We start from the raw sequence: 24,261 nt of genomic DNA on the forward strand, positions 1-24,261 counted from the left end.
TAAACCGGCCTGCCCAGACGGAAAAGTATAATGCGCAGCTAGAGCACGGTCAACAACGGATGAGTTGTTGAGTGCTCCATGCAACACGACCTTCCCGGTCTGGCGAACACGAGCGGCGTCCTGCCGTTCTTTTCGCTGTAACCCAGCGCCCTACCCAGGGACACCGAGCCGCGCATTATAGCGACGTAAATTTCAGCGCGCAAGCGCAGAACCTGCGGCCGGATGCCGGTAGATCAATCTAGGCCGAGGGGCAATAAAAAGGGCCGGCTTGCGCCGACCCTTCCGTGCTACGTCAGCGGCAAACGCCGCCGACTGCAGGCACTGCTTACTTGATGACCTTGGCAACCACGCCGGCGCCGACGGTGCGGCCACCTTCACGGATTGCAAAGCGCAGACCTTCGTCCATCGCGACCGGGTTGATCAGGGTCACGACCATCTTGACGTTGTCGCCCGGCATCACCATCTCCACGCCTTCCGGCAGCTGGCACGCGCCAGTGATGTCGGTGGTGCGGAAGTAGAACTGCGGACGGTAGCCCTTGAAGAACGGGGTGTGACGGCCACCCTCGTCCTTGGACAGCACGTAGACTTCGGCTTCGAACTCGGTGTGCGGCTTGATCGAACCCGGCTTGCACAGCACCTGGCCACGCTCCACGTCGTCACGCTTGGTGCCGCGCAGCAGCAGACCGGCGTTGTCGCCTGCCTGGCCCTGGTCCAGCAGTTTGCGGAACATCTCCACGCCGGTGACCGTGGTCTTCTGCGTGTCGCGGATGCCGACGATTTCGATTTCGTCGCCCACCTTGATGATGCCGCGCTCGATACGACCGGTCACCACGGTGCCGCGGCCGGAGATCGAGAACACGTCTTCGACCGGCATCAGGAACGGACGGTCGACGTCACGGGTCGGCTCCGGAATGAAGCTGTCCAGGGCATCGACCAGCTTCAGGATGGCCGGCACACCGATCTCGCTCTGATCACCGTCCAGCGCCAGACGGGCCGAACCGTGGATGATCGGGGTGTCGTCGCCCGGGAAGTCGTACTTGCTGAGCAGCTCGCGCACTTCCATTTCGACCAGCTCGAGCAGCTCGGCGTCGTCGACCATGTCGGCCTTGTTCAGGAACACGACGATGTGCGGCACACCGACCTGACGCGAGAGCAGGATGTGCTCACGGGTCTGCGGCATCGGGCCGTCAGCGGCCGAACACACCAGGATCGCGCCGTCCATCTGCGCCGCACCGGTGATCATGTTCTTGACGTAGTCGGCGTGGCCGGGGCAGTCAACGTGTGCGTAGTGGCGAATCGGGGATTCGTATTCAACGTGCGCGGTCGAAATCGTGATGCCGCGCGCCTTTTCTTCCGGCGCTGCGTCGATCGCGTCATACGCCTTGAACTCGCCACCGAAACGCTCTGCACCGATCTTGGTCAGCGCGGCGGTCAACGTGGTCTTGCCATGGTCGACGTGACCGATGGTGCCGACGTTCACGTGCGGCTTGGTGCGCTCGAATTTAGCTTTTGCCATGGGTGCAAGTTCTCGGTAATCGTTTGGAGTTAAGACGATTGAGTAATGGTGCTCACGAAAGGAATCGAACCTTCGACCTCCTCCTTACCAAGGAGGTGCTCTACCGACTGAGCTACGTGAGCGAGTTTTGCATTATGCCATGCATTTGCGTTCAATGGAGCGGGAGACGGGAATCGAACCCGCACCATCAGCTTGGAAGGCTGAGGTTCTACCGTTGAACTACTCCCGCGCCGGGAACTGCATGCCACAACGTGAAACTGGTGGAGGGAGGTGGATTCGAACCACCGAAGGCGTAAGCCAGCAGATTTACAGTCTGCCCCCGTTGGCCGCTTGGGTATCCCTCCAGCTTTTACTACCGGACCGTTGCGCGGTGAAGCGAATCGGTTCGGGGTGAAGCAGCCCGTTATTTTGTTGTGGGACGCACCTGGTGTCAACAAAAATTTTGAACTATTCGTCACACCCGACAGCACGCGGCGAACGACGCCGCGTGCATCGGATCAGACGTTGAAACGGAAGTGCAGCACATCGCCTTCCTGGACGCGATATTCCTTGCCTTCCAGGCGCAGGCGGCCCGCGTCGCGCGCACCGGCTTCGCCGCGATACTTGATGAAATCATCGAAACCGATGGTCTCGGCGCGGATGAAGCCCTTCTCGAAATCGGTGTGAATGACGGCCGCCGCCTGCGGCGCGGTGGAGCCGGCCCTGACCGTCCAGGCGCGCACTTCCTTGACGCCTGCAGTGAAGTAGGTCTGCAGGCCGAGCAGCGTGTAAGCGGCGCGAATGACGCGATTCAAGCCAGGTTCGCTCAGCCCGAGGTCGGCCAGGAAGGTATCGCGGTCCTCGTCGTCCAGCTGGGACAGCTCTTCTTCGATCGCGGCCGAGACCGGCACCACTTCTGCACCTTCGGCAGCAGCGTGCGCGCGCACGGCATCCAGGTGCGGATTGTTCTCGAAACCGTCCTCCAGCACGTTGGCGATGTACATCACCGGCTTGAGCGTGAGCAGGAACAGATCGCGCACCAGCGCCTTCTCTTCCTCATCCAGGCCGGCCGCACGCCCCGACTTTCCATCAGCCAGCGCCGCCTGCAGCTTGGCCAGCACCGGCTTGCGTGCCGCAGCCTCCTTGTCGCCGCCCTTGGCACTGCGCTCGGCGCGATTGAGCGCCTTTTCCACGCTGTCCAGGTCGGCGAGCGCCAGCTCGGTATCGATGGTTTCGATATCGGAAATGGGGTCGACCTTGTTGTTGACGTGGATGACGTCATCGTTCTCGAAGCAACGCACCACGTGGGTGATCGCATCCACTTCGCGGATGTGCGCCAGGAACTTGTTGCCCAGGCCCTCACCGCTCGCCGCACCGGCCACCAGGCCGGCGATGTCGACGAACTCGACCGCGGTCGGAATCAGCTTCTGTGGCTTGACGATCTCGGCCAGCTGGTTGAGGCGCTGATCGGGCACCGGCACGATGCCGACGTTGGGCTCGATGGTGCAGAACGGAAAATTGGCCGCAGCGATGCCCGCCTTGGTCAGCGCGTTGAACAGGGTCGACTTGCCGACGTTGGGCAGGCCGACGATGCCGCATTTGATACCCATGGGTTTTCCAGTGAATGGAGAATCGGGAATCGAGAATGGCAAGAGCAACACTCCTCCCATTCCCGATTCCCCATTCTCTATTTTTCCGTATGCAGGCGCTTCATCGCCTCGTTGAAATTGCCATCCATTGCCAGCGGCAGCACGTCGATGGCCGCATCTATCGCCTGACCGATCGCCACATCGTCCTCGCGCCCTGCCCGTCCCAGCACCCAGGGCACCACGCGGTCCTTGTGACCGGGATGACCGATGCCGACGCGCAAGCGGTGAAATTTGCCATGGCCGAGCAGGCGGATGGTGTCACGCAGACCGTTCTGGCCGCCATGTCCGCCATCGAACTTGAGCCGTGCCGTGCCGGGTGACAGATCCAGTTCGTCGTGGGCGACGAGCATCTGCTCCGGCTCGATCTTCCAGAACCGCAATGCGGCGGTGATCGATTTACCACTGAGATTCATGAACGTCGCCGGCTTGAGCAGCCAGACCGGCTGGCCCGCGATATCGACCCTGGCCGCCTCGCCGAACAGCTTGCTGTCCAGGCCCCAGCGGGCGCCACTGCGCTCGACGAGGGCATCGACGAAACGAAACCCGGCGTTATGCCGGGTTTGCGCGTGTTCGGGACCTGGATTACCCAGCCCGACGATCAGACGAAGTGCAGACATGCCAGTGACCGCAGCCGATTCCCCGCGTGCTGCGAGGAATCGGCCAACGGATTACTTGGTCTCTGCGCCTTCGCTGCCTTCTTCACCGGCAGCGTCTTCTTCCTCGACGCGCACGTGCTTGGCAGCAACCACGGCAACGTCGTGTTCCTTGCCCAGCTTCAGTTCCGGAATTTCAACACCGGCCGGCAGCTTGATCTCGGACAGGTGGATCACGTTGCCCACTTCCAGGGCACCGAGGTCGACTTCGATGAACTCCGGCAGGTCCTTCGGCAGGCAGACCACCTGGACTTCGTTGAGCTCGTGGGTGACGACCACTTCGCTGGACTTGCCGGCCGGCGAGGTTGCTTCGTTGATGAAGTGCAGCGGCACAGCGGCACTGAGCTTCTCGTTGGCGCTGACGCGCTGGAAGTCGATGTGCATGATCAGCTGCTTGAACGGATGGCGCTGCATGTCACGCAGCAGCACCTGCTGCACGTCGCCATTGAGGTTCAGGTCCAGGATCGACGAGTAGAACCACTCGTTCTGCTGGGCGAGCCAGATCTGCTCATGGTTGAGCTGGATGCTGACCGGCTCGAGTTCGCCACCGTAGACGATGGCCGGAATGACGCCAGCGTGACGCAGGCGGCGGCTCGCACCCTTCCCCTCGTCTGCGCGGCGCTCGACCTTGATTTCGTGAGTCTTTGCCATGTTGTTTCACTACCTAGTTTGGAATACCGCCTCGCGGCGATGAAGCGTCTCACCCGCGACCAGGAGAGACGTGGTACCGGCACCCGGGAGATCCGGGCACCGAATGGGAGATCAGTCGACGTAGAGCGAGCTGACCGATTCGCCGAAGGCGATGCGGCGAATGGTCTCGGCCAGCAGTTCGGCCACGCTCAGCTGACGAATCTTGGGGCAGGTCCGCGCCGCTTCGTTCAACGGGATCGTGTCGGTGACCACCAGCTCGTCGAGCTGCGAACTGTTGATGTTGTCCACCGCCGGACCGGACAGCACCGGGTGGGTGATGTAGGCCACCACCTTGAGCGCACCGCGCTGCTTGAGCGCAGCGGCAGCCGCACACAGGGTGCCGGCGGTATCGACCAGGTCGTCCACCAGCACGCAGGTCTTGCCCTGCACGTCGCCGATGATGTTCATCACGGTGGCGACGTTGGCGCGCGGACGGCGCTTGTCGATGATGGCCAGATCGGCGTCATCCAGGCGCTTGGCGACGGCGCGCGCACGCACCACGCCCCCCACGTCCGGCGACACCACGATCAGGTTGTCGGTGCCGTAAGCGCGCCAGATATCGGCCAGCAGCAGCGGCGAGGCATAGACGTTGTCCACCGGCACATCGAAGAAGCCCTGGATCTGGTCGGCATGCAGGTCGACCGTCAGCACGCGGTCGGCCTCCATCGCGCAGATCATCTTGGCTGCGACCTTGGCGGTGATCGGCACGCGCGAGGAGCGCATGCGACGGTCCTGGCGCGAATAGCCGAAATACGGGATCACCGCGGTGACGGACTGGGCGCTGGCGCGCTTGAGCGCGTCGATCAGCACCAGCAGCTCCATCAGGTTCTCGGCGCTCGGCGCGCAGGTCGGCTGGATGACGAAGACTTCCTGCCGGCGCACGCTTTCTTCGATTTCGACCTGCACCTCGCCATCGGAGAAGCGCGTGACCAGCGCCTTGCCCATGCGCACGCCGAGCTCCTTGCAGATGCTCTGGGCAAGCGGCTTGTTGGCATTGCCGGAGAACACCAGCAGGTTACGTTGATCTTGCATGGGATCTCTCGGGCGGCGGCGAAGAGCGTGCGGGTCGGCGGAAGAGCAGAGGAGCCACGCCGTTGCCCGGCCGTACCTCGATCTGCGCATATGAAGCTGCGGGAGCCTGCAGACGAATCTGCATCTACACCTCTTGCAGAGCGACCCACATCAACACATTGGCAGGGGCGGTAGGATTCGAACCTACGAATGCCAGGATCAAAACCTGGTGCCTTGGGCCTCTTGGCGACGCCCCTGCATCAAACTTGTCTCGCGTCCAGTGCGTCGAGCAATGGCGAGTGCGCTGCACCCTTCACGACCCACGCCCGCAGGCTGCCCGGCAACTGCGCCATGGCCTGCTCTGCAGCAGCGCACGTGGCGAATTCGACGAAGCACCCACTTCCCGACCCGGTCAAACGCGGCGTTCCGATCCTGGACAGCGCCAGGAACACGGCCTCGACAGCGGGTTCACGGCGCCGCAGGACCGGCTCGAATGCATTGTCGAGCAGAGAACCGGAAGCGAAGTCCGCTATTTTCGCGGGCGCGGCATCCCGCGTCAATTCCTGTGATTGAAATAAGGCCGGCGTGGGCACGTGAACACCTGGATCGACCAGCACATAGGCCGCGTCCGGGAGCGCGATCGGGGTCAATTGCTCACCGACGCCCTCGGCCCAGGCGTTGTGCCCGCGCACGAACACCGGAACGTCCGCACCCAGTTGCAGGCCCAGCCCGGCCAGCGCATCGACCGGCAAACCCAGGCCCCACAAGACATTGAGCGCCACCAGCACGGTTGCCGCGTCCGAGGAGCCGCCACCGAAACCGCCACCGGCGGGGATGCGTTTGTCGACCCGGATCTCGGCACCCGCGTCCGTGCCGGCGGCCGATTGCAGGAGCCGCGCGGCGCGAATCACCAGATCGTCGTCTTCGGTAACGCCGGGCAGACTCTCGCCGATACGCCGGATCAGGCCATCGCTGCGCAAACGAAGATGAATGGTGTCCCCCCAGTCCAGCAGCCGGAACACGGTCTGCAGCAGGTGGTAGCCATCGGCGCGGCGCCCGACGATCTGCAGAAACAGGTTCAGCTTGGCCGGCGCGGGCCATGCCGACCACCCTTCTGGCGCCGACATCAGGGCGAGACCGTCCACTGATCGACCAGCAGGCGCACCTTGGCGCTGCCGTTGCGGGCTTCGATGCGTTGCGGCAGCTCGGGCTGGCCGTCACCGGCAGGAGCCCAGGCCAGGAACTCGATGGTCCAGCCGCCCTGTTGCACGGTGCGCGGGCGCCCGGCGGCATCCAGGTCCACGCGCTGCGCAGCGGTGTCGGCGATGCGCAGCGCGCGCACCCAGTCCGCCATCCGGTTGACCGGGATGGTCCAGCCGGTCGCCTCAAGCAACACCTGCTCTGCGTCCGGCCCACTGCGCGGGCCGCCATCCAGCCCTTCGATCCGGCCGGCGCCGGTGGCGCTGTCGCCGGTGAGCACCCAGCTCTGCCGGGTCACTGGCGCACTGAGCTGCACGCGGTATTGCGGGCCATCCTGCTGCCAGTCGATGCGGCCGCTGCCGCCGTCACGGCCCTTACTGATCGCCACCCGGCCCTGGAACGACCAGGCGGGGTGGGCCTGCAGCCAGTCCTGGCGCGTGGCTTCGGCCTGGCGGGCCTGGTCGGACACCTGTTCGACCACTGCTGCTCCGCCGCCCTGCCCGCGCGGCACGCTCACGCAGCCGGACAGCATGGCCAGCACCAGCCCGCTCAGGGCCAGCGTGCGGATCCCGCGATTCATAGGCCGAACTTTTCCACGGCGCGCTGCAGTGCGCGATTGTCCGGGTCCAGCCGGCGCGCTTCATCGAAATAACGCCGCGCCTCGTCCTGCTTTCCACTGACCCAGAGCACCTCGCCCACGTGGGCGGCGATTTCCGGGTCCTTGACCAGCGCCCAGGCACGGCGAAGTTGTACCAGGGCCTCCTTGTTGCGCCCCATGCGGTACAGCACCCAGCCGTAGCTGTCGACGATGGCCGGGTTGTCCGGGTCGGCGGTGCGGGCGCGGTCGATCAGCGCCAACGCTTCCTTGTAGCGCGTGGTGCGATCGGCCAGGGTGTAGCCCAGCGCGTTGAGCGCGGCGACGTTTTCCGGCTCGGCCACCAGGATCTTGCGCAGGTCGGCCTCGGCCCGCGGCACGTCGTCGCGACGCTCCCACGCAAGGCCACGGGCGTACAGCAGCGCACTGTCGTCCGGATAGGCGGCCAAGCCGCGTTCGAAAGCGTCCAGCTCGCCGGGGGCATCATCGGCGCGCTGGTGCAGCTCGGCCTCCAAAACGTACGCATCGCGACGGGCATCGTCGTCGGCACTGGCATCGCCCTGCAGGGCACGCACTTCGGTCAGCGCCTCGGGCTTGCGACCCAGCTCATACAACGCGCTGGCCGCGCGCAACCGCGCCTCGCTCAGCTGCGGGCCGCCCGGCACACCGCGGTACCATTCCACCGCTTCGTCGTAACGCTTGAGGAATTCGGCGATCTTGCCCAATAGCAGGCGGCGATCCGGATCCGGCTTGGTGGCATTGCTCTTGAGCTCGCCGTACAGCGCTTCGAGCGCGCTGCGGTCCTTTTCCTTGGCCAGCATGGAGGCCCGCAACCCGTAGGTCTGGGTGTCCTGCGGCCCGGTGGAGAGCACGCGTGCGGCCGCTTCGGTCTGGCCCATGGCGTCGTAGGCGAAGGCCAGCGCGCCGCGCAGTTCGGAGTCCTTCACCGCCTGCGGCTCGACGGCCTTCAGCAGGGCCAGTGCCTCGTCGTTCTTGCCTTCCTGCTGCAGCTGGGTGGCATGCAGCAAGGCCACGCGCGGCTCTTCGGGGAAGCGGCGCACCACTTCATCGACGATGCGCTTGGCCAGCGCCGGGCGCTCCATGCGCAGCGCGAGCCGGCCGAACTCCTGCCAGGCCTCGATCTGGTTGGGGATGGCGCCGGCCTTGACCAGGTCCTCGAGCACGTCGGCAGAGGCTTCAGGCTCGCGGCCGCCATTGGCCAGGGCGATCAACGCAAAACGCCAGCCGCGCGGGTCGGGTTCCTTGAGCAGGCCGAGCAGATCGCGGCGAGCGGTACGCAGGTCGTTGCGGCGCAAGGCCAGCGACGCCTCGGTGCTGCGCATCGACATCGACGACGGCGCGCGGGCGCGCCACAGCGCCATCGCCTCGATGGCGCGCGGGTCGTCGTTGGCAAGCATGGCGATGCGGGCGGCGCGTTCGGCCAGCCCGGCGTCGCCGGCTTCGGCCTTGGCGGCGTCCAGGTAGGCACGGGCGGCATCGTCCAGTTGCCCGGCCTGCAAGGCGAATTCGCCAGCGAGCACGGGTTCCAGCGAGGTGGCGCCGGCAGCCTTGGCGGGTGGCGCGGGCGGTGCTTTCTTGGGTGCTGCAGTGGCACTGGTGGAGACTGCGACCAGCAAAAGAACACTCAGGATGCGAATCGGTACAGGCATCGGGGGCAACCGGGCCGTAAAATGGGGCCCTGAATGGCCGCCAGCTTATCGCAAGCAACTGAACAATGACGTTGTGGGTGCTCGGACTGAATCACCAGACCGCTCCTGTGGACCTGCGCGAACGTGCAGCGTTCGCCGGTGAGGCACTGCCGCGTGCGCTCGAATCGTTGCGTACGTTGCCGCAGGTGCGCGAGGCGGCGCTGTTGTCCACCTGCAATCGTACCGAGCTGTATGCGATGGCCGACGACGCGCAGACGCTGGCCGGCTGGCTGGACGCACACGCCCCCGGGCTGAGCGGGTATCTGTACCAACACCAGGATGCCGACGCGGTACGTCACCTGTTCCGGGTGGCCACGGGGCTGGATTCGATGGTGCTGGGCGAGCCGCAGATCCTGGGCCAGGTGAAGGATGCCTGGGCGGTGGCGCGGGCCCACGGTGCGTTGGGCAGCGGCCTGGATCGGCTGTTCCAGCAGACCTTTTCGGTGGCCAAGCGCGCGCGCACCGATACCCGGGTCGGTGCCAATCCGGTGTCAGTGGCGTCCACGGCGGTGCGGCTGGCGCAGGAATCGTTCGCCCGGCTCAACGAATCGACCGTGTTGCTGGTCGGTGCCGGCGAGACCATCGAGCTGGCGGCCAAGCATCTGAGCGAGGGTCGCGTGCGGCGCCTGCTGATCGCTAACCGCACCCTCGCCCACGCGCAGACGCTGGCCAGCCAGCATGGCGGCTATGCGCTGCCGTTGACCGATCTGGAACGCCACCTGGCCGAGGCCGACGTGGTGTTCTCGGCCACCGCCGCGCGCGAGCCGGTGGTGACGCGCGCCCAGGTCGAACAGGCGCTGCGCGCACGCAAGCGCAAGCCGATGCTGCTGTTCGACCTGGCGGTGCCGCGCGACATCGAGGCCTCGGTGGCGCAGCTGGGCGATGCGTACCTGTACACGGTGGACGATCTGGAGCGCGCGGTCGAAGACAACCGTCGCAGCCGCCGCGAGGCCGCCGATCAGGCCGAAGCCATCATCGACCTGCAGGTGGCACGCTACGTCGAGACCGTGCAGGCCAACGCACGCCAGGCGCCGCTCAAGCGCCTGCGCGCATTCGGCGACAGCACCCGTGACGAGTTACTGGCCAAGGCACGCCAGCAGTTGAGCAACGGCAAGTCCGCCGACGAAGTGCTGGAACAGCTGGCGCATGCGCTGACCAACCGTCTGCTGCATCCGCCCACTGCTGCGCTGCGCGATGCGGCACTGAACAACGACCTGGAACTGACCAGTGCGGCCGACCGGCTGTTTCCGGAAAAGCCTGGTTACCAACATCCCCCTGTAGCTACCCCGATCGTGAGGACAGATGACGCCGACCCTGCGCCGTAAGCTCGAAGCGCTGGCCGAGCGCCGCGAAGAACTGCAGCACCTGTTGTCCGACCCGGATGTGGTCGGCAACAACGACAAGTTCCGCAGCTTGTCGCGCGAACTGTCGCAGCTGGAGCCGGTGGCAGTGGCGCTGGAAGACGAAGCGCGCGCCAAGGCCGACCTGAGCGCGGCCGAGGCCCTGCGCAGCGACCCGGAAATGCGCGAACTGGCCGAAGAGGAAATCGCCGCCGCGCAGGCACGCCTGGACGAGCTGGATGCGCAATTGGCGCTGCTGCTGGTGCCGCGCGACCCGCGCGACGACGGCAACCTGTTCCTGGAAGTGCGCGCCGGTACCGGCGGCGACGAAGCGGCCATCTTTGCCGGTGACCTGTTCCGCATGTACGCGCGCTACGCCGAGCGCCAGGGCTGGAAGGTCGAAATCGAATCCGACAGCCCCGGCGAACATGGCGGCTACAAGGAAGTGGTGGCGCGGGTGGTCGGGCGTGGCGCGTATTCGCGGCTGAAGTTCGAATCCGGCACGCACCGCGTGCAGCGCGTGCCCGCGACCGAGTCGCAGGGCCGCATCCACACCTCGGCTGCCACCGTGGCGATCATTCCCGAGGCCGATGACGTGGAAGAGATCGCGATCAATCCGGCCGATCTGAAAGTGGATACCTTCCGCTCGTCCGGTGCGGGCGGACAGCACGTCAACAAGACCGAATCGGCGATCCGCATCACCCATGTGCCGACCGGCGTGGTGGTGGAATGCCAGACCGAACGCAGCCAGCACGCCAATCGCGACAAGGCGATGAAGCGCCTGAAGGCGCAGTTGCTGGACACCGAACGCAGCAAAGCCGCCGCCGCCGAAGCGCAGACGCGCAAGCTGCAGGTGGGCAGCGGCGATCGTAGCCAGCGCATCCGCACCTACAGTTTTCCGCAGGGACGCATCACCGACCATCGTGTGGAAGGGCTGACGCTGTACGACCTGCCCAACATCATTGAAGGCGATCTGGATGCCCTGATCGCGCGCTTGCTGCACGAGCATCAGGCCGACGAACTGGCGCGGTTGAGCGACAGCCCGTGAGTGCCAACGTCCCGCGCGAGCTGCTGCAGCTGCGCGAGGCGGTGCGGCGCCAACCGGGGGACTTTGTCGCCTGGTTGATGTTGGCCGATGCCGAGCTGGGCATGGGCGACAGCACGGCCGGCGAGTTGGCGGTGCAACATGCCCTGGCCATGCATCCGGGTCACCCGGAGGCGATTGCACGGCTGGGCCGGGTACGCTGGGCGCAGCAGCGCCATGCAGACGCCGCCACCTTGCTGCAACAGGCCTCGGACCTGGTACCGCAGCATCCCGGTATCGCGCTGTGGCTTGGGCACGCATTGGAAGATGCCGGCCAACCGGAGCAGGCGGCTGACGCGTATGCGCGTGCGCATCGGTTGCTGCCCGACGAACCCTACATCACCGCGCAGTTGCTCAATTGGCGACGCCGCCTGTGCGATTGGCGCGAACTGGAATCACTGGCTGCGCACGTGCGTGCCGCCGTGGCGCGGGGCGAGGCGGCAGTGGAGCCGTTCGCATTCCTGAGCGAGGACGCCAGCGCGGCCGAGCAACTGGCGTGTGCCCGCACCCGTGCGCAGGCGATTGCCTCGTCTTTACGCCCGCTGCCTGCGGTGACGGTGCGCAGCCGCGGTGCGCTGCGCCTCGGCTTCGTTTCCAACGGCTTTGGCGCGCACCCCACCGGCCTACTGACCGTGGCCTTGTTCGAAGCGCTGCAGCGACGTCAGCCGGACATGCAGGTGCACCTGTTCGCGACTAGCCATGACGATGGCAGCGAGATCCGTGCACGCCTGGCGCAGGCGACGCGCCTGCATGACGTCACCACACTGGGGCACCTGGCGACCGCGCAACACATCCGGGACCAGGGCATCGATCTGCTGTTCGATCTGCGCGGCTGGGGCGGTGGCGGGCGCCCGGAAGTGTTCGCTCTGCGGCCGGCGCCGGTGCAGCTCAACTGGCTTGCGTATCCGGGCACCTCTGGTGCGCCCTGGATGGACCATGTGCTGGGCGATGCGTTTGCACTGCCGCCGTCGCTGGAGCCGTTTTACAGCGAACAGGTGCTGCGCCTGCCACGCGTGTTTCAACCATCGGACACCTCGCGCACGGTCGCGCAACCGCCACCGCGTGCGGAGTGCGGCTTGCCTGAGCGGGCTGTGGTGCTGTGCTGCTTCAACAACAGCTACAAACTCACTCCACGCAGCATGGCGCGCATGCTGGCGGTGTTGCGCGCGGTGCCCGGTAGCGTGTTGTGGCTGCTGTCCGGGCCGGGCCGGGCCGATGCGCGACTGCGCGCAGTCGCGCAGGAACAGGGCGTGGACCCGCAGCGGCTGGTGTTCATGCCGAAGTTGCCGCATTCGCAATATCTGGCGCGCTATCGGCATGCGGATCTGTTTCTGGACACGCACCCGTACAACGCCCACACCACGGCCTCCGACGCGCTATGGGCAGGCTGCCCGGTGCTGACGACGCCCGGCGAGACGTTCGCCGCGCGCGTGGCCGGCAGCCTGAATCGGCATCTGGGGCTGGATGAGATGAATGTGGCCGATGACGCTGCGTTTGTCGCCAAGGCGATCGAACTGGCGAGCGATGCGGATGCCTTGCGTGGTGTGCGCGTGCGATTGGCGGAACAACGCCTGCGCAGTGGCGTTTTCGATATGGACGGATTTGCAGATGATCTGGCTGCGCTGCTGCGTGGCATTGCGCGGCGCAGTGGGTGGTTGGGAGGTTAGCGTCGGTTGCCGGATGTTGCGCTGCCGGGTTGGCATGCTAGATGGCGTGGTGCTTGAGGCGCGGAATCTTTTGCTGGCGCTGCCATATGAGCGACAGTCAGGCATGGATGCTGCTCCCTTCTTCCTTCGGTAGAAGGTGGCGCGTAGCGCCGGATGAGGGTGCGGCTGCGGCCGTGACACTGTTAACCGTACCCTCACCCCCAACCCTATCCCGACGGGAGAGGGGCTTAGAGCGACGCGTTAGCTAACGCCTGATAGGCAGCCGCTTCGTACAACTTCACACCACAACGCTGTACCCGGCCGTCCCGGCTCGCTAGGCTGCGCGCATGCCTTCCACTCTCGACTTCATTCCGCTGCGCCTGTGCGTGCTGACCGTGTCCGACAGCCGCACCCTGGCCGATGACCGTTCCGGCGATTACCTGGCCGATGCCCTCACCCACGAAGGTCATGTGCTGCACGAACGTGCGCTGTGCCCGGACGACCGTTACCGCATGCGCGCGATCGTGTCCGGCTGGATCGCCGACGCACAGGTCGACGGCATCCTGATCACCGGCGGCACCGGCTTTACGGGCCGCGACAGCACTCCGGAGGCGATCACGCCGTTGCTGGACAAGGTCATGCCCGGCTTCGGCGAGATGTTCCGCGCAGTCAGCGTGGACGAAATCGGCACCTCCTCGCTGCAATCGCGCGCGTTTGCCGGGCTTGCCAACCACAGCTTCGTGTTCTGCCTGCCCGGTTCCACTTCGGCCTGCCGCACGGCATGGGAGAAGATCGTGCGTGCGCAGCTGGATGCGCGGACCAAACCATGCAATCTGGCGACACTGCGTCCACGTCTGGGCGAATAGCCTGCGCGCTCTCCACCGGCTGGAACGCGCATGTCGCATCTCAAACGCAAGGCCTACAAGAAACTGCTGGCACCGCTGCAATTGGAACTGGTTGGCATGGCGCGCTGGCTGCGCCACACCAATCAGCGCGCCCTGGTGCTGGTGGAAGGCCGCGACACCGCCGGCAAGGGCGGCGTGATACAGACCATCGCCAGCCATCTCAATCCGCGCCAGTGCCGGGTGGTGGCGCTGCCCAAGCCCAGCGACCGCGAGAGCACGCAGTGGTATTTCCAGCGCTATGTGACGCATCTGCCGGCGGGCGGCGAGTTGGTGCTGATGGATCGCAGCTGGTACAACCGCGCGGGCGTGGAACGGGTCATGGGCTATTGCACCGACGCGCAATACGCCGCGTTTCTGGAGCAGGCGCCGCGCTTTGAACAGATGCTGGTCGACGACGGCATCCTGTTGTTCAAGTACTGGTTGTGCGTGGACCAGGCAGAGCAGGAAGAACGCTTCGCCGAGCGTCACGCAGACCCGCTCAAGGGCTGGAAACTGTCGCCGGTGGATCTGCAATCGCGCGACAAATATGACGACTACACCGCCGCCCGCGAGCGCATGCTCGAAGCGACCCACACGCCCGATGCGCCGTGGACGCTGGTGGATTTCAACGACCAGAAACGGGGCCGGCTGAGCCTGATCCGCGATCTACTGGATCGGCTCCCGGACACGTCGGTGCCCGAGGCGCAACTCGCGTTGCCGCCCTTGCACGGCAAGCCGCACAAGGAACATTACGGCGTGCTGGAGCCGATCGACGATTACGCCGGCCAGTCCTGAGAGACTTCATCGCTGGCCGCGGTAGCGCGCGGCAGCGGGTGCAGGCCGGCCTGACGTTCGGCCTGCTCGGCCTGCAGCACCAGTTGGCTCAGGCGCTGACTGAACAACTGCATGAAACCGCGGTGCAGCGGGCGCATCGCTTCCATGTAGTCCACGTCATCGGCTTGCGCGCCGAGCGGGCTGCACGAGGACAGCAGCACTTCGTCCAGGCGCAGCGCGCTGTCGGGCAGGCGCACCAGGGCGGCGCGGCGCAGCCAGTCGCGCATGCCTTCGCGGTATTCGGCAGCCAGGATGTAGGCCACTTCGACCTGGTCCAGGTCCACGTCCGGGTTCCAGGCCAGCACCTGGATCACCTGCGAACGCTCGTCCAGCATGCGGCCTTCGGCCACCAGGGCGTGCAGCTGCTGCAGCAGCCGCCACTGCGCCTCGGCCGCGCCACGTTGGGCGGGCGGCATGGCATCGATGGCCAGTGCCAGGCGACGTGCGAACAGGGCCGGCACCTCGGCCAGTACCACCGGGCCGGCATCGGCACCGAGCAGGAAACGCTCGGTCCGCAGCGCGGCGGTGTCGGGCAGGTAGCCGTCCTGCAACGGCCGCATGACACCGTGGTCGAGCAGCGACAGCACCACGTCCAGCCAGTAGCGGCGTTCCTGTTGCAGCGCGCGGTTGGCCGAGGCGTTCTGCCAGGCGGTGCGCACTTCGTCCAGCCGCGCGATGCAGGTCTGGGCATCGAGCCCATCCCACGGCGCGCGGGTGGCATCGTCGGGGTCGAAGGTTTCCGCACTGAGCATGCCGCCGCCGAAGCGATGCCAGGCCGCACCACGCTGGGTGTGGGCCGGGTCCAACCGGGAGACGGCAACCGGGGCCGGCGGCGCGGGGCGCAGCAATGCGGCGTAGGCATCGGCCCAGGATTCGGGCAGGCGTGCCGACAGCGGGTAGCTTGCCGAGGGCTGCGCCAGGCCACGGCGCGCCAGCCGCAGGCTCCACAGCAACGCACCGATCACGATGCCGCCGAAGGTCCAGGCCACCAGCCAGCTGGTGGCCGCCTGGCCGGACTGCAGCACGCGCGTGGACGGCTGCACGAACAGCAACCAGCCGCTGCCCAGCAGCGCGCCGAGATACAGCCATGGCGCGGATTGCGCCAGCTGGCGACGGCGGCGTGCCGGCTGATCGTGCGCGTCGTTGTGATCCTGAGATGGAGCGGCCATTACATTCCCCTGAACGCCTGATCGCGTTGACAAGGTTATCGGCGCGGCGCCCCAACTCTGTTGCCCCGCCGTGCGGGCCGGCGCTCAGCCAGTTACAAAGTCTTCAGTCGTCGGAACCGGGCAGGGCGCGCGCGTCACCGCGGCCACTCGCGCCGCCGGCGGGCCTTGCCAGAGCCAGGTTTCCAGCGCATCCAGGGCATTCGCGTTGCCGGCGGCGATCACCTCAACGCTGCCGTCGGCCTGGTTGCGGGCGTGCCCGGACAGGCCCAGTGCCAGCGCGCGGTCGCGGGTGGAGGCCCGGTAGTAGACGCCCTGCACCACGCCGCTGATGACAAAGCGTGCGGCCTGCATCAACCGGCCTTGCCGGTGATGCCCACGGCGGCTTCGATATCGCGCGCGGTGACCGGGCCGAGGAATTGCTTGGCCACCTTGCCGTCCGGGCCGATCAGATAGGTCATCGGCAGGCCGCGCGGCGTGGCGAAGTCCTGCGGCGGCTGGTACGGGTCGAGGATGGCGACCGGATAGGAGACTGGATGGTCCTTCAGGAAGGCCTGCATGTCCGCAGCGGTGATGTCTTCATAGGCCAGGCCCACCACTTCGACGGCATCGCGCATGGTGTGCAGCGCCGACAGTTCCGGCATTTCCTTCAGGCAGGGCGCGCACCAGGTGGCCCAGAAATTGACCACCACCCACTTGCCGCGATGCGCGGCCAGATCGTAGGTCTCGCCGGTTACGGTCGGCAGCGAGAGCTTGGGCATTTCGGCGGTCTGCTGCACGACCGAGGTGTTGGCGGCGCCGGCCGGATCGGGAGCGGCAGGCGCTGCTGGTGGCTGCGCCGGCGCGGTGGGGGCGGCCGCATGATCGGCCGCGGGCGCGCCGTCGCCGGTGGGCTTGCAGGCAGTCAGCACTAACAGCGGCAACAGCAGCGCGCATGCGCCGCGCACAAGGCGCACAGTCATGGAGGATCTCCGGGAAGGTGGGTGTAGAGGTCGCCAACCGGTTGCGCCAGCACGCTACGCAACGGTTGGCGCAATTGTTCCAGCGCCGCGGCGGCGGCCTGGCCATAGGCATCGTCGCGACAGGGCAAGGGGCGGTCTTCGATCGGCACGCGCAGCTGGCAGTTTTCGTAGAGTTCGGCCAAGGTCACCACGTCCAGATCACGCGCCAGCAGCCATTGCCCGCGCTCGTCGCGACGCAGCAGGCGGATGCGTTTGAGCTCGCACAGCAGCTCCTGCATCAGGGTGTCGGTGAGCATGGGTTCCAGCGCCAGGATGCGGTCTTCGTCCAGGCCGTTTCCATGGATGCGCGCCTGGCGGAAACGCCCCAGCAGCCGCAGCAGCCCGTAGATCTCGAAGCCCGGCGGCAGCCGCATCGCTTCGGGCTGGTAGCGGAATGCGGACATCGACGAGGCCAGCGAGGCGCCCAGCAGCACCGACACCCAGCTCAGGTAGATCCACAACAACAGGATCGGCAATGCCGACAGCGCGCCGTAGATGCGCTGATAGGTCTGGAAATTACCGAGATAGAACCCGAAGCCCCATTTGACGATCTCCATCAGGATCACCGCCAGCAGCGCGCCCGGCAGCGCATGCCGCAGCCGCACCACGTGCTGCGGCACCACGCGGTAGATCAGCACGATGCAGACGAACTCCACCGCCATCGGCGCCAGCCGCCAGGCGAATTCGGCCAGCCACTGGCCTTCGGTGGTGCGGAACAGCGGCAGCGCGAACACGTAGGCCGCCATCGCCATCGAGGCCGCGGCCAGCATCGTGCCCAGCGTGAGCACCGTCCAGTAGATCAGGAACCGCGTCACCTTGGGGCGCGCAGCGGCCACCCGCCAGATGCTGTTGAAGGTCTGCTCGATGCTGTGCAGGGTGATCAGCAGCGAAGCCACCAGCGCCACCATGCCGGCCACGGTGAACTTGCCCAGGTCTTCCAGCGAACGGTTGAGGTAGTTCTGCACCGAACGCGCCGCGCCGGGCACGAAATTGTTGAAGATGAAGTCGGTGAGCGCGTCCTTCCACTCGTTGAAGGCCGGAAATGCCGACAACACGCCGAACACCACGATGGCCAGCGGCACCAGTGCAAAGACCGTGGTGTAGGCCAGCGAGGCGGCTGCCTGGAACAGCCGGTCGTCCAGAAAGCGGTGCCATAGAAAGCGCCCGAAGCTCACCGTCCGCGCGCGATCGCGCAGACGCTCTTTCCATTGGTGGAGGGTGTTCACACGCGACATCGCGCAAGGGTACCCGATGCGCCGTCATCGCGGCCTTGCCGCACCTGCGGCGTGCAGCGGGCCGGCCGCTTGGCCGATACTGCGGCAACTCACACAGTTGGTAGATGCGATGGCGGAGATTCTGGTGCTGTATTACAGCCGTGGCGGTTCGGTGGCGCGGCTGGCGCGGCAGATCGCGCGCGGCATCGGCGAAGTGCCCGGCATGAGCGCGCGGCTGCGCACGGTGCCGCCGGTGGCCGCGGTCACCCAGACCAGCGCCCCGCCGGTGCCGGACGAAGGCGCCCCGTACGTGGACCGCGCCGATCTGGCCGAATGCAGCGGCCTGTTGCTGGGCAGCCCCACCCGCTTCGGCAACATGGCTGCGCCGATGAAGCACTTCCTGGACAGCCTGGGCGCCGAATGGGCCAGCGGCACCCTGGCCGGCAAGCCGGCGGGTGTGTTCACCTCGACCGCCTCGATGCATGGCGGGCAGGAATCCACGCTGCTGTCGATGCATCTGCCCTTGCTGCACCACGGCTGCCTGATCGTCGGCATTCCGTTCACCGAGCCCGCGCTTAGCCACACCACCAGCGGCGGCACGCCGTACGGCGCCAGCCATGTGTCCGGTGCCGGCGGCGACCCGCAACCGAGCGAGGACGAGACCCTGCTGGCGCGCGCGCTCGGCCGCCGGGTGGCCGACATCGCGCGGCGGCTGGCGACCCCGTGAGCCTGCGCGCCACGCGCTGGCTGCTGACGGCGGCGCTACTGGCGCTGGCGCTGCTGTTCGTGGTCTGGTTCCACGACGATGCGCGCCCGATCGCCGCGCTCATCGTGTTCGTGCTGCCCGCCGCGCTGACCGGTGTGCTGGCGGTACGCAGCGCCCGCGCACGGTTCTGGGCCGGCGTGTTCGCGCTGGGATGGTTCAGCCACGGCGTGATGGCTGCCTGGAGCCAGCCGCATGCCCGCGGCCTGGCGTGGCTGGAACTGCTGCTGGCGCTGCTGGTGATCGGGCTGGTCAGCGGGCCTGGCGTGGCGGCCCGGTTCGGCAGCAAGCGCAGGGCACAGCGCAGGGCGCGCTGACCGGCGCAGCTGCGCGCGGACTGACCGCGCGGGTGGCCCGGTGGCGGACCGCCCCTCTGTCCAGGTGAGCGTGGGTGTCCGGCTTGCCTGCCCGCGGGCCGCAGCCAGCACCGCAGTCGGGCGGTATCATGGCGGCCCTCGCGCGGCCTGCTCCGCGTTGGCCCTACAGGATTGGCAGCAATGGAAGACCTTCTGATCGTCACCACCGGTGGCACGATCGACAAGATCTACTTCGACGACAAATCGGACTACCAGATCGGCGACCCGCAGATCGGCCAGATCCTCAAGGAACTGGGCGTGACCTTCCGCTTCTCGGTGATTCCGATCATCCGCAAGGACTCGCTGCACATCACCGAGGCCGACCGCGAACTGATCCGCGCCACCATCGCCGCCCAACCCACCCGCCACGTGCTGATCACCCACGGCACCGACTCGATGGTGGAAACCGGCAAGGTGCTGCAGACGATCGCCGACAAGACCATCGTGATGACCGGTGCGTTGAACCCGGCGCGCTTCCGCGGCTCGGATGCGGAATTCAATATCGGCTGCGCGGTGGGTGCGGTGCAGTCGTTGCCGGCGGGCGTCTATATCGCCATGAACGGCCGCATCTGGAACCCGGAAAAGGTGCGCAAGAACGTGGCGGCCAACCGTTTCGAATCGATCTGACACGATGAGCAAGGCCACCCGCGCCACCAAGGCATTGGACGCGGCCGGCGTGGGCTATGTGTTGCACCCATACGCCTATCAGGCCGATGCCGATGCGAAGGGATTACAAGCCGCGCAGGCGCTGGGGCTACCGCCGCACGCCGTATTGAAGACGCTGATGGCGTGGGTCGATGACAACGCCGTCTGCGTGGTGATTCCCTGCGACCGCCGGGTGTCGCTGAAGAAACTCGCCAGCGCGTACGGCGGCAAGTCGGCACGCATGATGGAGGTGGCCGATGCCGAACGCCGCACCGGCTACAAGGTCGGCGGCATCAGCCCGCTCGGCCAGCAACGGCAGGCGCCGGTGCTGGTCGACACCAGCGCACTGGATGCACCCGCGCTCTGGATCAACGCTGGCCAGCGTGGCTTGCTGCTGGAATTGCCCGGCGCCCAGCTGTTGCAGGCACTGGCCGCACGCGCCTGTGCGCTGTGCGAATAGACGCATCATCGCGCTGCCGCACGCACCCGCTGGTGCGCGCGTTCCTCGCTCAGATTCCTGGCTCACACGCGACATCTCGGTCGAACCTTGACCTTGACCTAGACTTCGACTTCGACTTCGACTTCGACTTCGACTTCGACTTCGACTTCGACTTCAGTATCCAACTTCCAATCGATGTCGCGCCAGGCTCCCCGCACCCACTGACGACTGCCCACGCCGCGGCACTCGTCAGCGTCTCCAGACGCGGCGGCAACGCCGCGCCGGAACTCCTCAATACGCCGCAGTGACGCTGACCGCAGAGAAGCCCAGCGTCGCCTTCAAGCGGACGTAGTACACGCCGGCTGCGGGCGCAGCCAGCGTGCAGCTGTCGCCATTGCCCGGCAACATGCTGCGGCAGCTGTACGCGGCATCGGTCGGCAACGCGCCGGCCCGTAGCGACAGATCGGCATTGCCGCTGCCACCGGCAAGCGTGACCTTGAGCGTGCGCGTGCCGGCCGGCACGTTGACCCGGTAATACAGCGAATCGGAAAGCGCTGCGCTCAGCCCGGTGCGAGCCACATTCCTGGTCAAGGTGGTCGACTCGATCACCGCCGTCACCGCGCCGTCGGCATTCACCAGTCCTGCCCCGCAGCCCTGCGTGCAGGCCACTGGCAACGGCCGCGCGCTGCTCTTGAGCAAGGCCTTCACCGTGGCCGGGGTGAGCGGATTCAGGGCCACCGACTGCATCAGCGCCACCACGCCGGCCACATGCGGCGCGGCCATCGAGGTACCGCTATAGCCCGCGTAGGCGGCATTGCCAGGAACCGTGGTGCCGGTATTGAGCGTGGATACGATGGACTGCCCGGGCGCTGCGATGTCCACGCCCTTGCCGAAGTTGGAGAAAGTGGCCTTGGCACCGGCCGAGGTGGTGGCTGCCACCGCGATCACGTTCGGGCAGTTGGCCGGCACGCTGGTGGAGACATCCATATTGCTGTTGCCGGCCGCCGCCACCACTGCGCTGCCACGCGTCACCGCAGCGGTGATGGCGTTGCTCAGGGTTGTCGAACAACTGCCGTAGCCGCCGAGCGAGAGATTGATCACCGTGGCCGGGTTCGGGTTGGCCGGCACGCCATTGACCTTGCCGCCGGACGCCCAGACGATCGCATCGGCGATGTCGGACATGTAGCCGCCGCATCGGCCCAGTACCCGCAAGGGCAGGATCTTGGCGTTGAAGGCAGTGCCGACCACACCCGTCGCGTTGTTGCCGACGGCCGCCACGATGCCGGCGACATGGGTGCCATGCCAGCTGGAGCTGGACGCGGACGCACCGGGGCCGCATTCGTTGGCGGCGGCCCAGTCGCCCTGGTCGGTGGCATTGGCATCGCGCGCGCTGCCGTCGCGCGCAGTCGCAGGATCGATGATGAAGTCGTAACCGGGCAGCACGTTCGCTGCCAGGTCGGGATGGTTGGTGATGCCGGTATCGATCACCGCCACCACGATGCCCTTGCCGGTGGTGCGGTCCCAGGCCGGGCGGATGTTGAGGCCGGCGCTGGTCGTGCCCATCGCCCACTGCTGCGGCACGCCCGGGTCGTTAGGCACCAGCAACGGACGCATCAGCACGTCCACTTCCACGCGCTTGACCGCCGGGTCGGCTGCGAGGCGGCGCATCAGGCTTTCCGAGTCCACACGGTCCAGCTTGCGGTCGGCCACCAACAACATCGGACCGGTACTGAGCCGACGCGTTGCAGACAAGCCCAGCGCACGTCCGCGCGCTTCCGGCACCGCGCGCGCGATGTCGCGCCAGGGCGCAGACAACCCGGTCGCCCGGCTGCTGCCGATGCGGTCCTTGTAGCTGACGATGAAGCGCTGATGGCTGCTGCTGGAGTTCAAGCCTTGCAGGCTGACCTCGCCGGCGGCGGCATGAAACGTGCATGACAACGCACAGACGAGTGCAATGCGGCGCAATGCGCCAACTGAGTGATACGACATGAATCCATCCCTCCCCAAGGAGCTGGCAACCCGGATGGCAACGCGCTAACGCCACTGCGATGCGCCTTGCCCGATGCGTGGGCAGGCAGATGGCGCATGCCTCACGTGGGGTGGCTATCGGCGTGCCGCAGGTGGCGCTGAAGCGGCCACGCTGCGCCCGCATGCGCTTCATTCAGCCGTTACGGCCGGCCTGCGCCGGCAGCCCGGCAATTGCCGCTGCCCGAACGCACACTGCCCCGCCGAAGCGGGGCAGTGCAGGTTTCAAAACACCGACAGCTGCGTCGGGGTTGGCCCGACGTCGATGCCGGCAAGAGCGCCGGCATCCAGGGTGTCGGCGCGGCCTTACGGGGTCTGGCTGACCGCGCCGGCGGCGTTGACGATGCCGGCACCGCAGCCGCCCGAGCAGGCGCCCGGCAGCGGACGGGCGGTGTTCTTCAACAGGGTTTCCACCGCCGCCGGCGTCAGCGGACGGCTGGCCGCCGACTGCACCAGCGCCACCACGCCGGCCACATGCGGGGCCGCCATCGAAGTGCCGTTGTAGCTGGCATAGCTGGCCGACCCGGGGGTGGTGGTGCCGCTGTTGAGCGTGGACAGGATCGACGAGCCGGGGCCGGAGATATCGATGGTGGTGCCGAAGTTGGAGAAGCTCGAACGCGCGCCGGCCGAGGTGATCGAGGCCACCGAGATCACGTTGGCGCAGCTGGCCGGGGTGAAGTTGGCCACGTTGGCATTGCTGTTGCCGGCCGCCACCACCACGGTGGTGCCGCGCGACACCGCGCTGTTGATCGCGTTCTGGTAGGTGGCCGAACAGGTGCCATTGCCGCCCAGCGACATGTTGATCACCTCGGCCGGGTTGGCATTGGCCGGCACGCCGGACACGGTGCCGCCCGAAGCCCAGACGATGGCATCGACGATGTCGGAGGTGGCGCCGCCACACAGGCCCAGCGCACGGATCGGCACCACGCGCGCATTGAACGCAGTACCGGCCACGCCGCTGTTGTTGTTGGTCACCGCCGCGATGGTGCCGGCCACGTGGGTGCCGTGCCAGCTGGAGTTGGCGGCGGGAATGCCGGTACCGCACTGGTTGGCCGCGCGCCAGTCGCCCTGGTCGGCCGGGTTGCTGTCACGCCCGTTGTTGTCGCGCGCACGCGCCGCATCGCTGATGAAGTCGTAACCCGGCAGCACGTTGGCGTTGAGATCCGGGTGGCTGGTGATGCCGGTATCGATCACGGCAACCACCACGCCGGTGCCGGTGGCGGTATCCCAGGCCGGGCGCACGTTGATGCTGGAGGCGCTGGTGCCAAAGCCCCACTGTTCGGACAGGCGGGTGTCGTTCGGGGTCAACACCGGATACATGATCTGATCGACCTCGACGTAATCCACACTCGGATCGGCGGCGATGCGGCGCATCAGCGTTTCGGCTTCGGCACGGTCCAGGCTACGGTCGGTCTTGAGCACTTCCGAACCCAGCGCAGTGCGGCGCACGTGGTTCAGGCCCAGCGCACGGCCGGCGCGTGCCGGCACGGCTTTGGCAACGGAGTTGAGCGATGCACGCATCGAGGTCGGGCTTACTGCCGCGCTGGAGCCGTCCTTGTATTTGACGATGAACCGGTCCAGCGTGGGCTGCGACTCCAAACCGGACAGATTGACCTGACCGGCGAACGCCGGCACGGCCAGCAGACAGGTCAGCGCGGAAACACCCAGCACGACCAGGGCGCGTGCGGGTGCACGACGTTGCGACACATTGGACATCGATCGTTCCTCAGTTTTTTATGAAGTGCCGCGGTTGCGGCGAGATGGCCGGCCCCTTGCCGCACACCGCGGATCGGGCCGGAACGCACGGGCGGTGACGCCCGTCGAAACGACTGACCGGTGTCCTTGCCGGCCGAGCGGCAATG

24 protein-coding genes and 4 tRNA genes are annotated in these 24,261 nt (G+C 66.7%); 10 read left to right on the forward strand and 18 right to left on the reverse strand.

Features of this window, described 5'->3' with window-relative positions; genetic code table 11:
• Positions 1-325 precede the first annotated feature (325 nt).
• The 12 genes from tuf to XnspCFBP7698_RS11695 all read right to left on the reverse strand — a co-directional run bounded on the left by tuf (position 326) and on the right by XnspCFBP7698_RS11695 (position 8,963).
• The gene (gene tuf / locus XnspCFBP7698_RS11640; RefSeq protein WP_047695376.1) at positions 326-1,516 is read right to left on the reverse strand and encodes an elongation factor Tu; all 1,191 of its coding nucleotides are present in this window, start codon (positions 1,514-1,516) and stop codon (positions 326-328) included.
• Between the two features lie 46 nt (positions 1,517-1,562).
• Positions 1,563-1,638: transfer RNA gene (locus XnspCFBP7698_RS11645), tRNA-Thr, on the reverse strand.
• A gap of 33 nt (positions 1,639-1,671) precedes the next feature.
• Positions 1,672-1,745 (reverse strand) — tRNA-Gly (locus XnspCFBP7698_RS11650).
• Positions 1,746-1,774: 29 nt separating this feature from the next.
• Positions 1,775-1,860 (reverse strand) — tRNA-Tyr (locus tag XnspCFBP7698_RS11655).
• Positions 1,861-2,013: 153 nt separating this feature from the next.
• Positions 2,014-3,105 carry a redox-regulated ATPase YchF gene (gene ychF, locus XnspCFBP7698_RS11660; RefSeq protein WP_047695375.1) on the reverse strand — a complete coding sequence of 364 codons (1,092 nt, stop codon included), beginning with the start codon at positions 3,103-3,105 and terminating at the stop codon, positions 2,014-2,016.
• A gap of 77 nt (positions 3,106-3,182) precedes the next feature.
• Positions 3,183-3,761, reverse strand: a complete 579-nt coding sequence (pth, locus tag XnspCFBP7698_RS11665; protein ID WP_104580867.1) for an aminoacyl-tRNA hydrolase — start codon at positions 3,759-3,761, stop codon at positions 3,183-3,185.
• A 51-nt stretch (positions 3,762-3,812) separates the two neighbouring features.
• A complete protein-coding gene (locus XnspCFBP7698_RS11670; protein WP_046964355.1) occupies positions 3,813-4,448 on the reverse strand; it encodes a 50S ribosomal protein L25/general stress protein Ctc in 636 nt (211 codons plus the stop codon).
• 111 nt (positions 4,449-4,559) lie between these two features.
• Positions 4,560-5,519 (reverse strand): ribose-phosphate diphosphokinase, encoded by a 960-nt coding sequence (locus XnspCFBP7698_RS11675; RefSeq protein WP_104580868.1) that lies wholly within the window; start codon positions 5,517-5,519, stop codon positions 4,560-4,562.
• A 159-nt stretch (positions 5,520-5,678) separates the two neighbouring features.
• A tRNA-Gln gene (locus tag XnspCFBP7698_RS11680) sits at positions 5,679-5,755 on the reverse strand.
• A gap of 3 nt (positions 5,756-5,758) precedes the next feature.
• A complete protein-coding gene (ispE, locus tag XnspCFBP7698_RS11685) occupies positions 5,759-6,643 on the reverse strand; it encodes a 4-(cytidine 5'-diphospho)-2-C-methyl-D-erythritol kinase (protein WP_104580869.1) in 885 nt (294 codons plus the stop codon).
• A complete protein-coding gene (lolB, locus tag XnspCFBP7698_RS11690) occupies positions 6,625-7,278 on the reverse strand; it encodes a lipoprotein insertase outer membrane protein LolB (RefSeq protein ID WP_047695372.1) in 654 nt (217 codons plus the stop codon). Before lolB ends, ispE begins: the two co-directional genes overlap by 19 nt.
• On the reverse strand, positions 7,275-8,963 hold the full coding sequence (locus XnspCFBP7698_RS11695) for a tetratricopeptide repeat protein (RefSeq protein WP_104580870.1): 1,689 nt from the start codon (positions 8,961-8,963) through the stop codon (positions 7,275-7,277). Before XnspCFBP7698_RS11695 ends, lolB begins: the two co-directional genes overlap by 4 nt.
• 65 nt (positions 8,964-9,028) lie before the next feature.
• Here XnspCFBP7698_RS11695 and hemA point away from each other — a divergent pair, with 65 nt between their 5' ends.
• From hemA to ppk2, 5 genes are all read left to right on the forward strand, one after another.
• Positions 9,029-10,327 (forward strand): glutamyl-tRNA reductase, encoded by a 1,299-nt coding sequence (hemA, locus tag XnspCFBP7698_RS11700; RefSeq protein ID WP_123137427.1) that lies wholly within the window; start codon positions 9,029-9,031, stop codon positions 10,325-10,327.
• Complete coding sequence (gene prfA, locus XnspCFBP7698_RS11705; protein WP_104580871.1) at positions 10,305-11,390, forward strand: peptide chain release factor 1; 1,086 nt, start codon at positions 10,305-10,307, stop codon at positions 11,388-11,390. Before hemA ends, prfA begins: the two co-directional genes overlap by 23 nt.
• Entirely contained in the window at positions 11,387-13,093 is a 1,707-nt protein-coding gene (locus tag XnspCFBP7698_RS11710; protein ID WP_104580872.1) for a tetratricopeptide repeat protein, read from the forward strand. The genes prfA and XnspCFBP7698_RS11710 overlap by 4 nt, the downstream gene beginning before the upstream one ends.
• Before the next feature lie 326 nt (positions 13,094-13,419).
• Entirely contained in the window at positions 13,420-13,938 is a 519-nt protein-coding gene (moaB, locus tag XnspCFBP7698_RS11715; RefSeq protein WP_104580873.1) for a molybdenum cofactor biosynthesis protein B, read from the forward strand.
• A 30-nt stretch (positions 13,939-13,968) separates the two neighbouring features.
• Positions 13,969-14,751, forward strand: a complete 783-nt coding sequence (ppk2, locus tag XnspCFBP7698_RS11720; RefSeq protein ID WP_104580874.1) for a polyphosphate kinase 2 — start codon at positions 13,969-13,971, stop codon at positions 14,749-14,751.
• On the opposite strand, the gene XnspCFBP7698_RS11725 is transcribed toward ppk2, so the two are convergent.
• The 4 genes from XnspCFBP7698_RS11725 to XnspCFBP7698_RS11740 form a co-directional block, all read right to left on the reverse strand.
• The gene (locus tag XnspCFBP7698_RS11725; protein WP_047695366.1) at positions 14,733-15,959 is read right to left on the reverse strand and encodes a hypothetical protein; all 1,227 of its coding nucleotides are present in this window, start codon (positions 15,957-15,959) and stop codon (positions 14,733-14,735) included. The two genes, ppk2 and XnspCFBP7698_RS11725, sit on opposite strands and share 19 nt — an antisense overlap.
• Positions 15,960-16,043: 84 nt before the next feature.
• Entirely contained in the window at positions 16,044-16,310 is a 267-nt protein-coding gene (locus tag XnspCFBP7698_RS11730) for an acylphosphatase (RefSeq protein WP_104580875.1), read from the reverse strand.
• Positions 16,310-16,918 carry a TlpA disulfide reductase family protein gene (locus tag XnspCFBP7698_RS11735; RefSeq protein WP_104580876.1) on the reverse strand — a complete coding sequence of 203 codons (609 nt, stop codon included), beginning with the start codon at positions 16,916-16,918 and terminating at the stop codon, positions 16,310-16,312. Before XnspCFBP7698_RS11735 ends, XnspCFBP7698_RS11730 begins: the two co-directional genes overlap by 1 nt.
• The gene (locus tag XnspCFBP7698_RS11740; RefSeq protein WP_039411248.1) at positions 16,915-18,192 is read right to left on the reverse strand and encodes a YihY family inner membrane protein; all 1,278 of its coding nucleotides are present in this window, start codon (positions 18,190-18,192) and stop codon (positions 16,915-16,917) included. The genes XnspCFBP7698_RS11735 and XnspCFBP7698_RS11740 overlap by 4 nt, the downstream gene beginning before the upstream one ends.
• A 109-nt stretch (positions 18,193-18,301) precedes the next feature.
• Between XnspCFBP7698_RS11740 and wrbA the strand changes: the two genes are divergently transcribed.
• From wrbA to XnspCFBP7698_RS21560, 5 genes are all read left to right on the forward strand, one after another.
• The gene (gene wrbA, locus XnspCFBP7698_RS11745; protein WP_039411246.1) at positions 18,302-18,898 is read left to right on the forward strand and encodes an NAD(P)H:quinone oxidoreductase; all 597 of its coding nucleotides are present in this window, start codon (positions 18,302-18,304) and stop codon (positions 18,896-18,898) included.
• Positions 18,895-19,251 carry a DUF2069 domain-containing protein gene (locus tag XnspCFBP7698_RS11750; protein WP_047695362.1) on the forward strand — a complete coding sequence of 119 codons (357 nt, stop codon included), beginning with the start codon at positions 18,895-18,897 and terminating at the stop codon, positions 19,249-19,251. Before wrbA ends, XnspCFBP7698_RS11750 begins: the two co-directional genes overlap by 4 nt.
• A 180-nt stretch (positions 19,252-19,431) precedes the next feature.
• Entirely contained in the window at positions 19,432-19,917 is a 486-nt protein-coding gene (locus XnspCFBP7698_RS11755) for an asparaginase domain-containing protein (protein WP_039411242.1), read from the forward strand.
• Positions 19,918-19,921: 4 nt separating this feature from the next.
• Positions 19,922-20,395, forward strand: coding sequence for a Cys-tRNA(Pro) deacylase (ybaK, locus tag XnspCFBP7698_RS11760; protein ID WP_047695361.1), 474 nt, complete (start codon positions 19,922-19,924; stop codon positions 20,393-20,395).
• Positions 20,396-20,427: 32 nt separating this feature from the next.
• Entirely contained in the window at positions 20,428-20,682 is a 255-nt protein-coding gene (locus tag XnspCFBP7698_RS21560; RefSeq protein ID WP_158591102.1) for a hypothetical protein, read from the forward strand.
• Here the strand turns inward: XnspCFBP7698_RS21560 and XnspCFBP7698_RS11765 are convergent.
• Positions 20,666-22,363, reverse strand: coding sequence for a S8 family peptidase (locus XnspCFBP7698_RS11765; protein WP_104580878.1), 1,698 nt, complete (start codon positions 22,361-22,363; stop codon positions 20,666-20,668). The two genes, XnspCFBP7698_RS21560 and XnspCFBP7698_RS11765, sit on opposite strands and share 17 nt — an antisense overlap.
• 342 nt (positions 22,364-22,705) lie before the next feature.
• Positions 22,706-24,115 carry a S8 family peptidase gene (locus XnspCFBP7698_RS11770; RefSeq protein WP_047695358.1) on the reverse strand — a complete coding sequence of 470 codons (1,410 nt, stop codon included), beginning with the start codon at positions 24,113-24,115 and terminating at the stop codon, positions 22,706-22,708.
• Positions 24,116-24,261: the final 146 nt, after the last annotated feature.

Source organism: Xanthomonas sp. CFBP 7698 (genome assembly GCF_003600855.1).
Classification (GTDB): domain Bacteria; phylum Pseudomonadota; class Gammaproteobacteria; order Xanthomonadales; family Xanthomonadaceae; genus Xanthomonas; species Xanthomonas cannabis.

Excerpts from the sequence above, each read along its gene's own strand:
- tuf (WP_047695376.1), bottom strand. The coding sequence starts at position 1,516 with ATGGCAAAAGCTAAATTCGAGCGCACCAAGCCGCACGTGAACGTCGGC.
- ychF (WP_047695375.1), bottom strand. The coding sequence starts at position 3,105 with ATGGGTATCAAATGCGGCATCGTCGGCCTGCCCAACGTCGGCAAGTCG.
- pth (WP_104580867.1), bottom strand. The coding sequence starts at position 3,761 with ATGTCTGCACTTCGTCTGATCGTCGGGCTGGGTAATCCAGGTCCCGAA.
- XnspCFBP7698_RS11670 (WP_046964355.1), bottom strand. The coding sequence starts at position 4,448 with ATGGCAAAGACTCACGAAATCAAGGTCGAGCGCCGCGCAGACGAGGGG.
- XnspCFBP7698_RS11675 (WP_104580868.1), bottom strand. The coding sequence starts at position 5,519 with ATGCAAGATCAACGTAACCTGCTGGTGTTCTCCGGCAATGCCAACAAG.
- lolB (WP_047695372.1), bottom strand. The coding sequence starts at position 7,278 with ATGAATCGCGGGATCCGCACGCTGGCCCTGAGCGGGCTGGTGCTGGCC.
- XnspCFBP7698_RS11695 (WP_104580870.1), bottom strand. The coding sequence starts at position 8,963 with ATGCCTGTACCGATTCGCATCCTGAGTGTTCTTTTGCTGGTCGCAGTC.
- hemA (WP_123137427.1), top strand. The coding sequence starts at position 9,029 with ATGACGTTGTGGGTGCTCGGACTGAATCACCAGACCGCTCCTGTGGAC.
- prfA (WP_104580871.1), top strand. The coding sequence starts at position 10,305 with ATGACGCCGACCCTGCGCCGTAAGCTCGAAGCGCTGGCCGAGCGCCGC.
- moaB (WP_104580873.1), top strand. The coding sequence starts at position 13,420 with ATGCCTTCCACTCTCGACTTCATTCCGCTGCGCCTGTGCGTGCTGACC.
- ppk2 (WP_104580874.1), top strand. The coding sequence starts at position 13,969 with ATGTCGCATCTCAAACGCAAGGCCTACAAGAAACTGCTGGCACCGCTG.
- XnspCFBP7698_RS11725 (WP_047695366.1), bottom strand. The coding sequence starts at position 15,959 with ATGGCCGCTCCATCTCAGGATCACAACGACGCGCACGATCAGCCGGCA.
- XnspCFBP7698_RS11730 (WP_104580875.1), bottom strand. The coding sequence starts at position 16,310 with ATGCAGGCCGCACGCTTTGTCATCAGCGGCGTGGTGCAGGGCGTCTAC.
- XnspCFBP7698_RS11735 (WP_104580876.1), bottom strand. The coding sequence starts at position 16,918 with ATGACTGTGCGCCTTGTGCGCGGCGCATGCGCGCTGCTGTTGCCGCTG.
- XnspCFBP7698_RS11740 (WP_039411248.1), bottom strand. The coding sequence starts at position 18,192 with ATGTCGCGTGTGAACACCCTCCACCAATGGAAAGAGCGTCTGCGCGAT.
- wrbA (WP_039411246.1), top strand. The coding sequence starts at position 18,302 with ATGGCGGAGATTCTGGTGCTGTATTACAGCCGTGGCGGTTCGGTGGCG.
- XnspCFBP7698_RS11755 (WP_039411242.1), top strand. The coding sequence starts at position 19,432 with ATGGAAGACCTTCTGATCGTCACCACCGGTGGCACGATCGACAAGATC.
- ybaK (WP_047695361.1), top strand. The coding sequence starts at position 19,922 with ATGAGCAAGGCCACCCGCGCCACCAAGGCATTGGACGCGGCCGGCGTG.
- XnspCFBP7698_RS11765 (WP_104580878.1), bottom strand. The coding sequence starts at position 22,363 with ATGTCGTATCACTCAGTTGGCGCATTGCGCCGCATTGCACTCGTCTGT.
- XnspCFBP7698_RS11770 (WP_047695358.1), bottom strand. The coding sequence starts at position 24,115 with ATGTCCAATGTGTCGCAACGTCGTGCACCCGCACGCGCCCTGGTCGTG.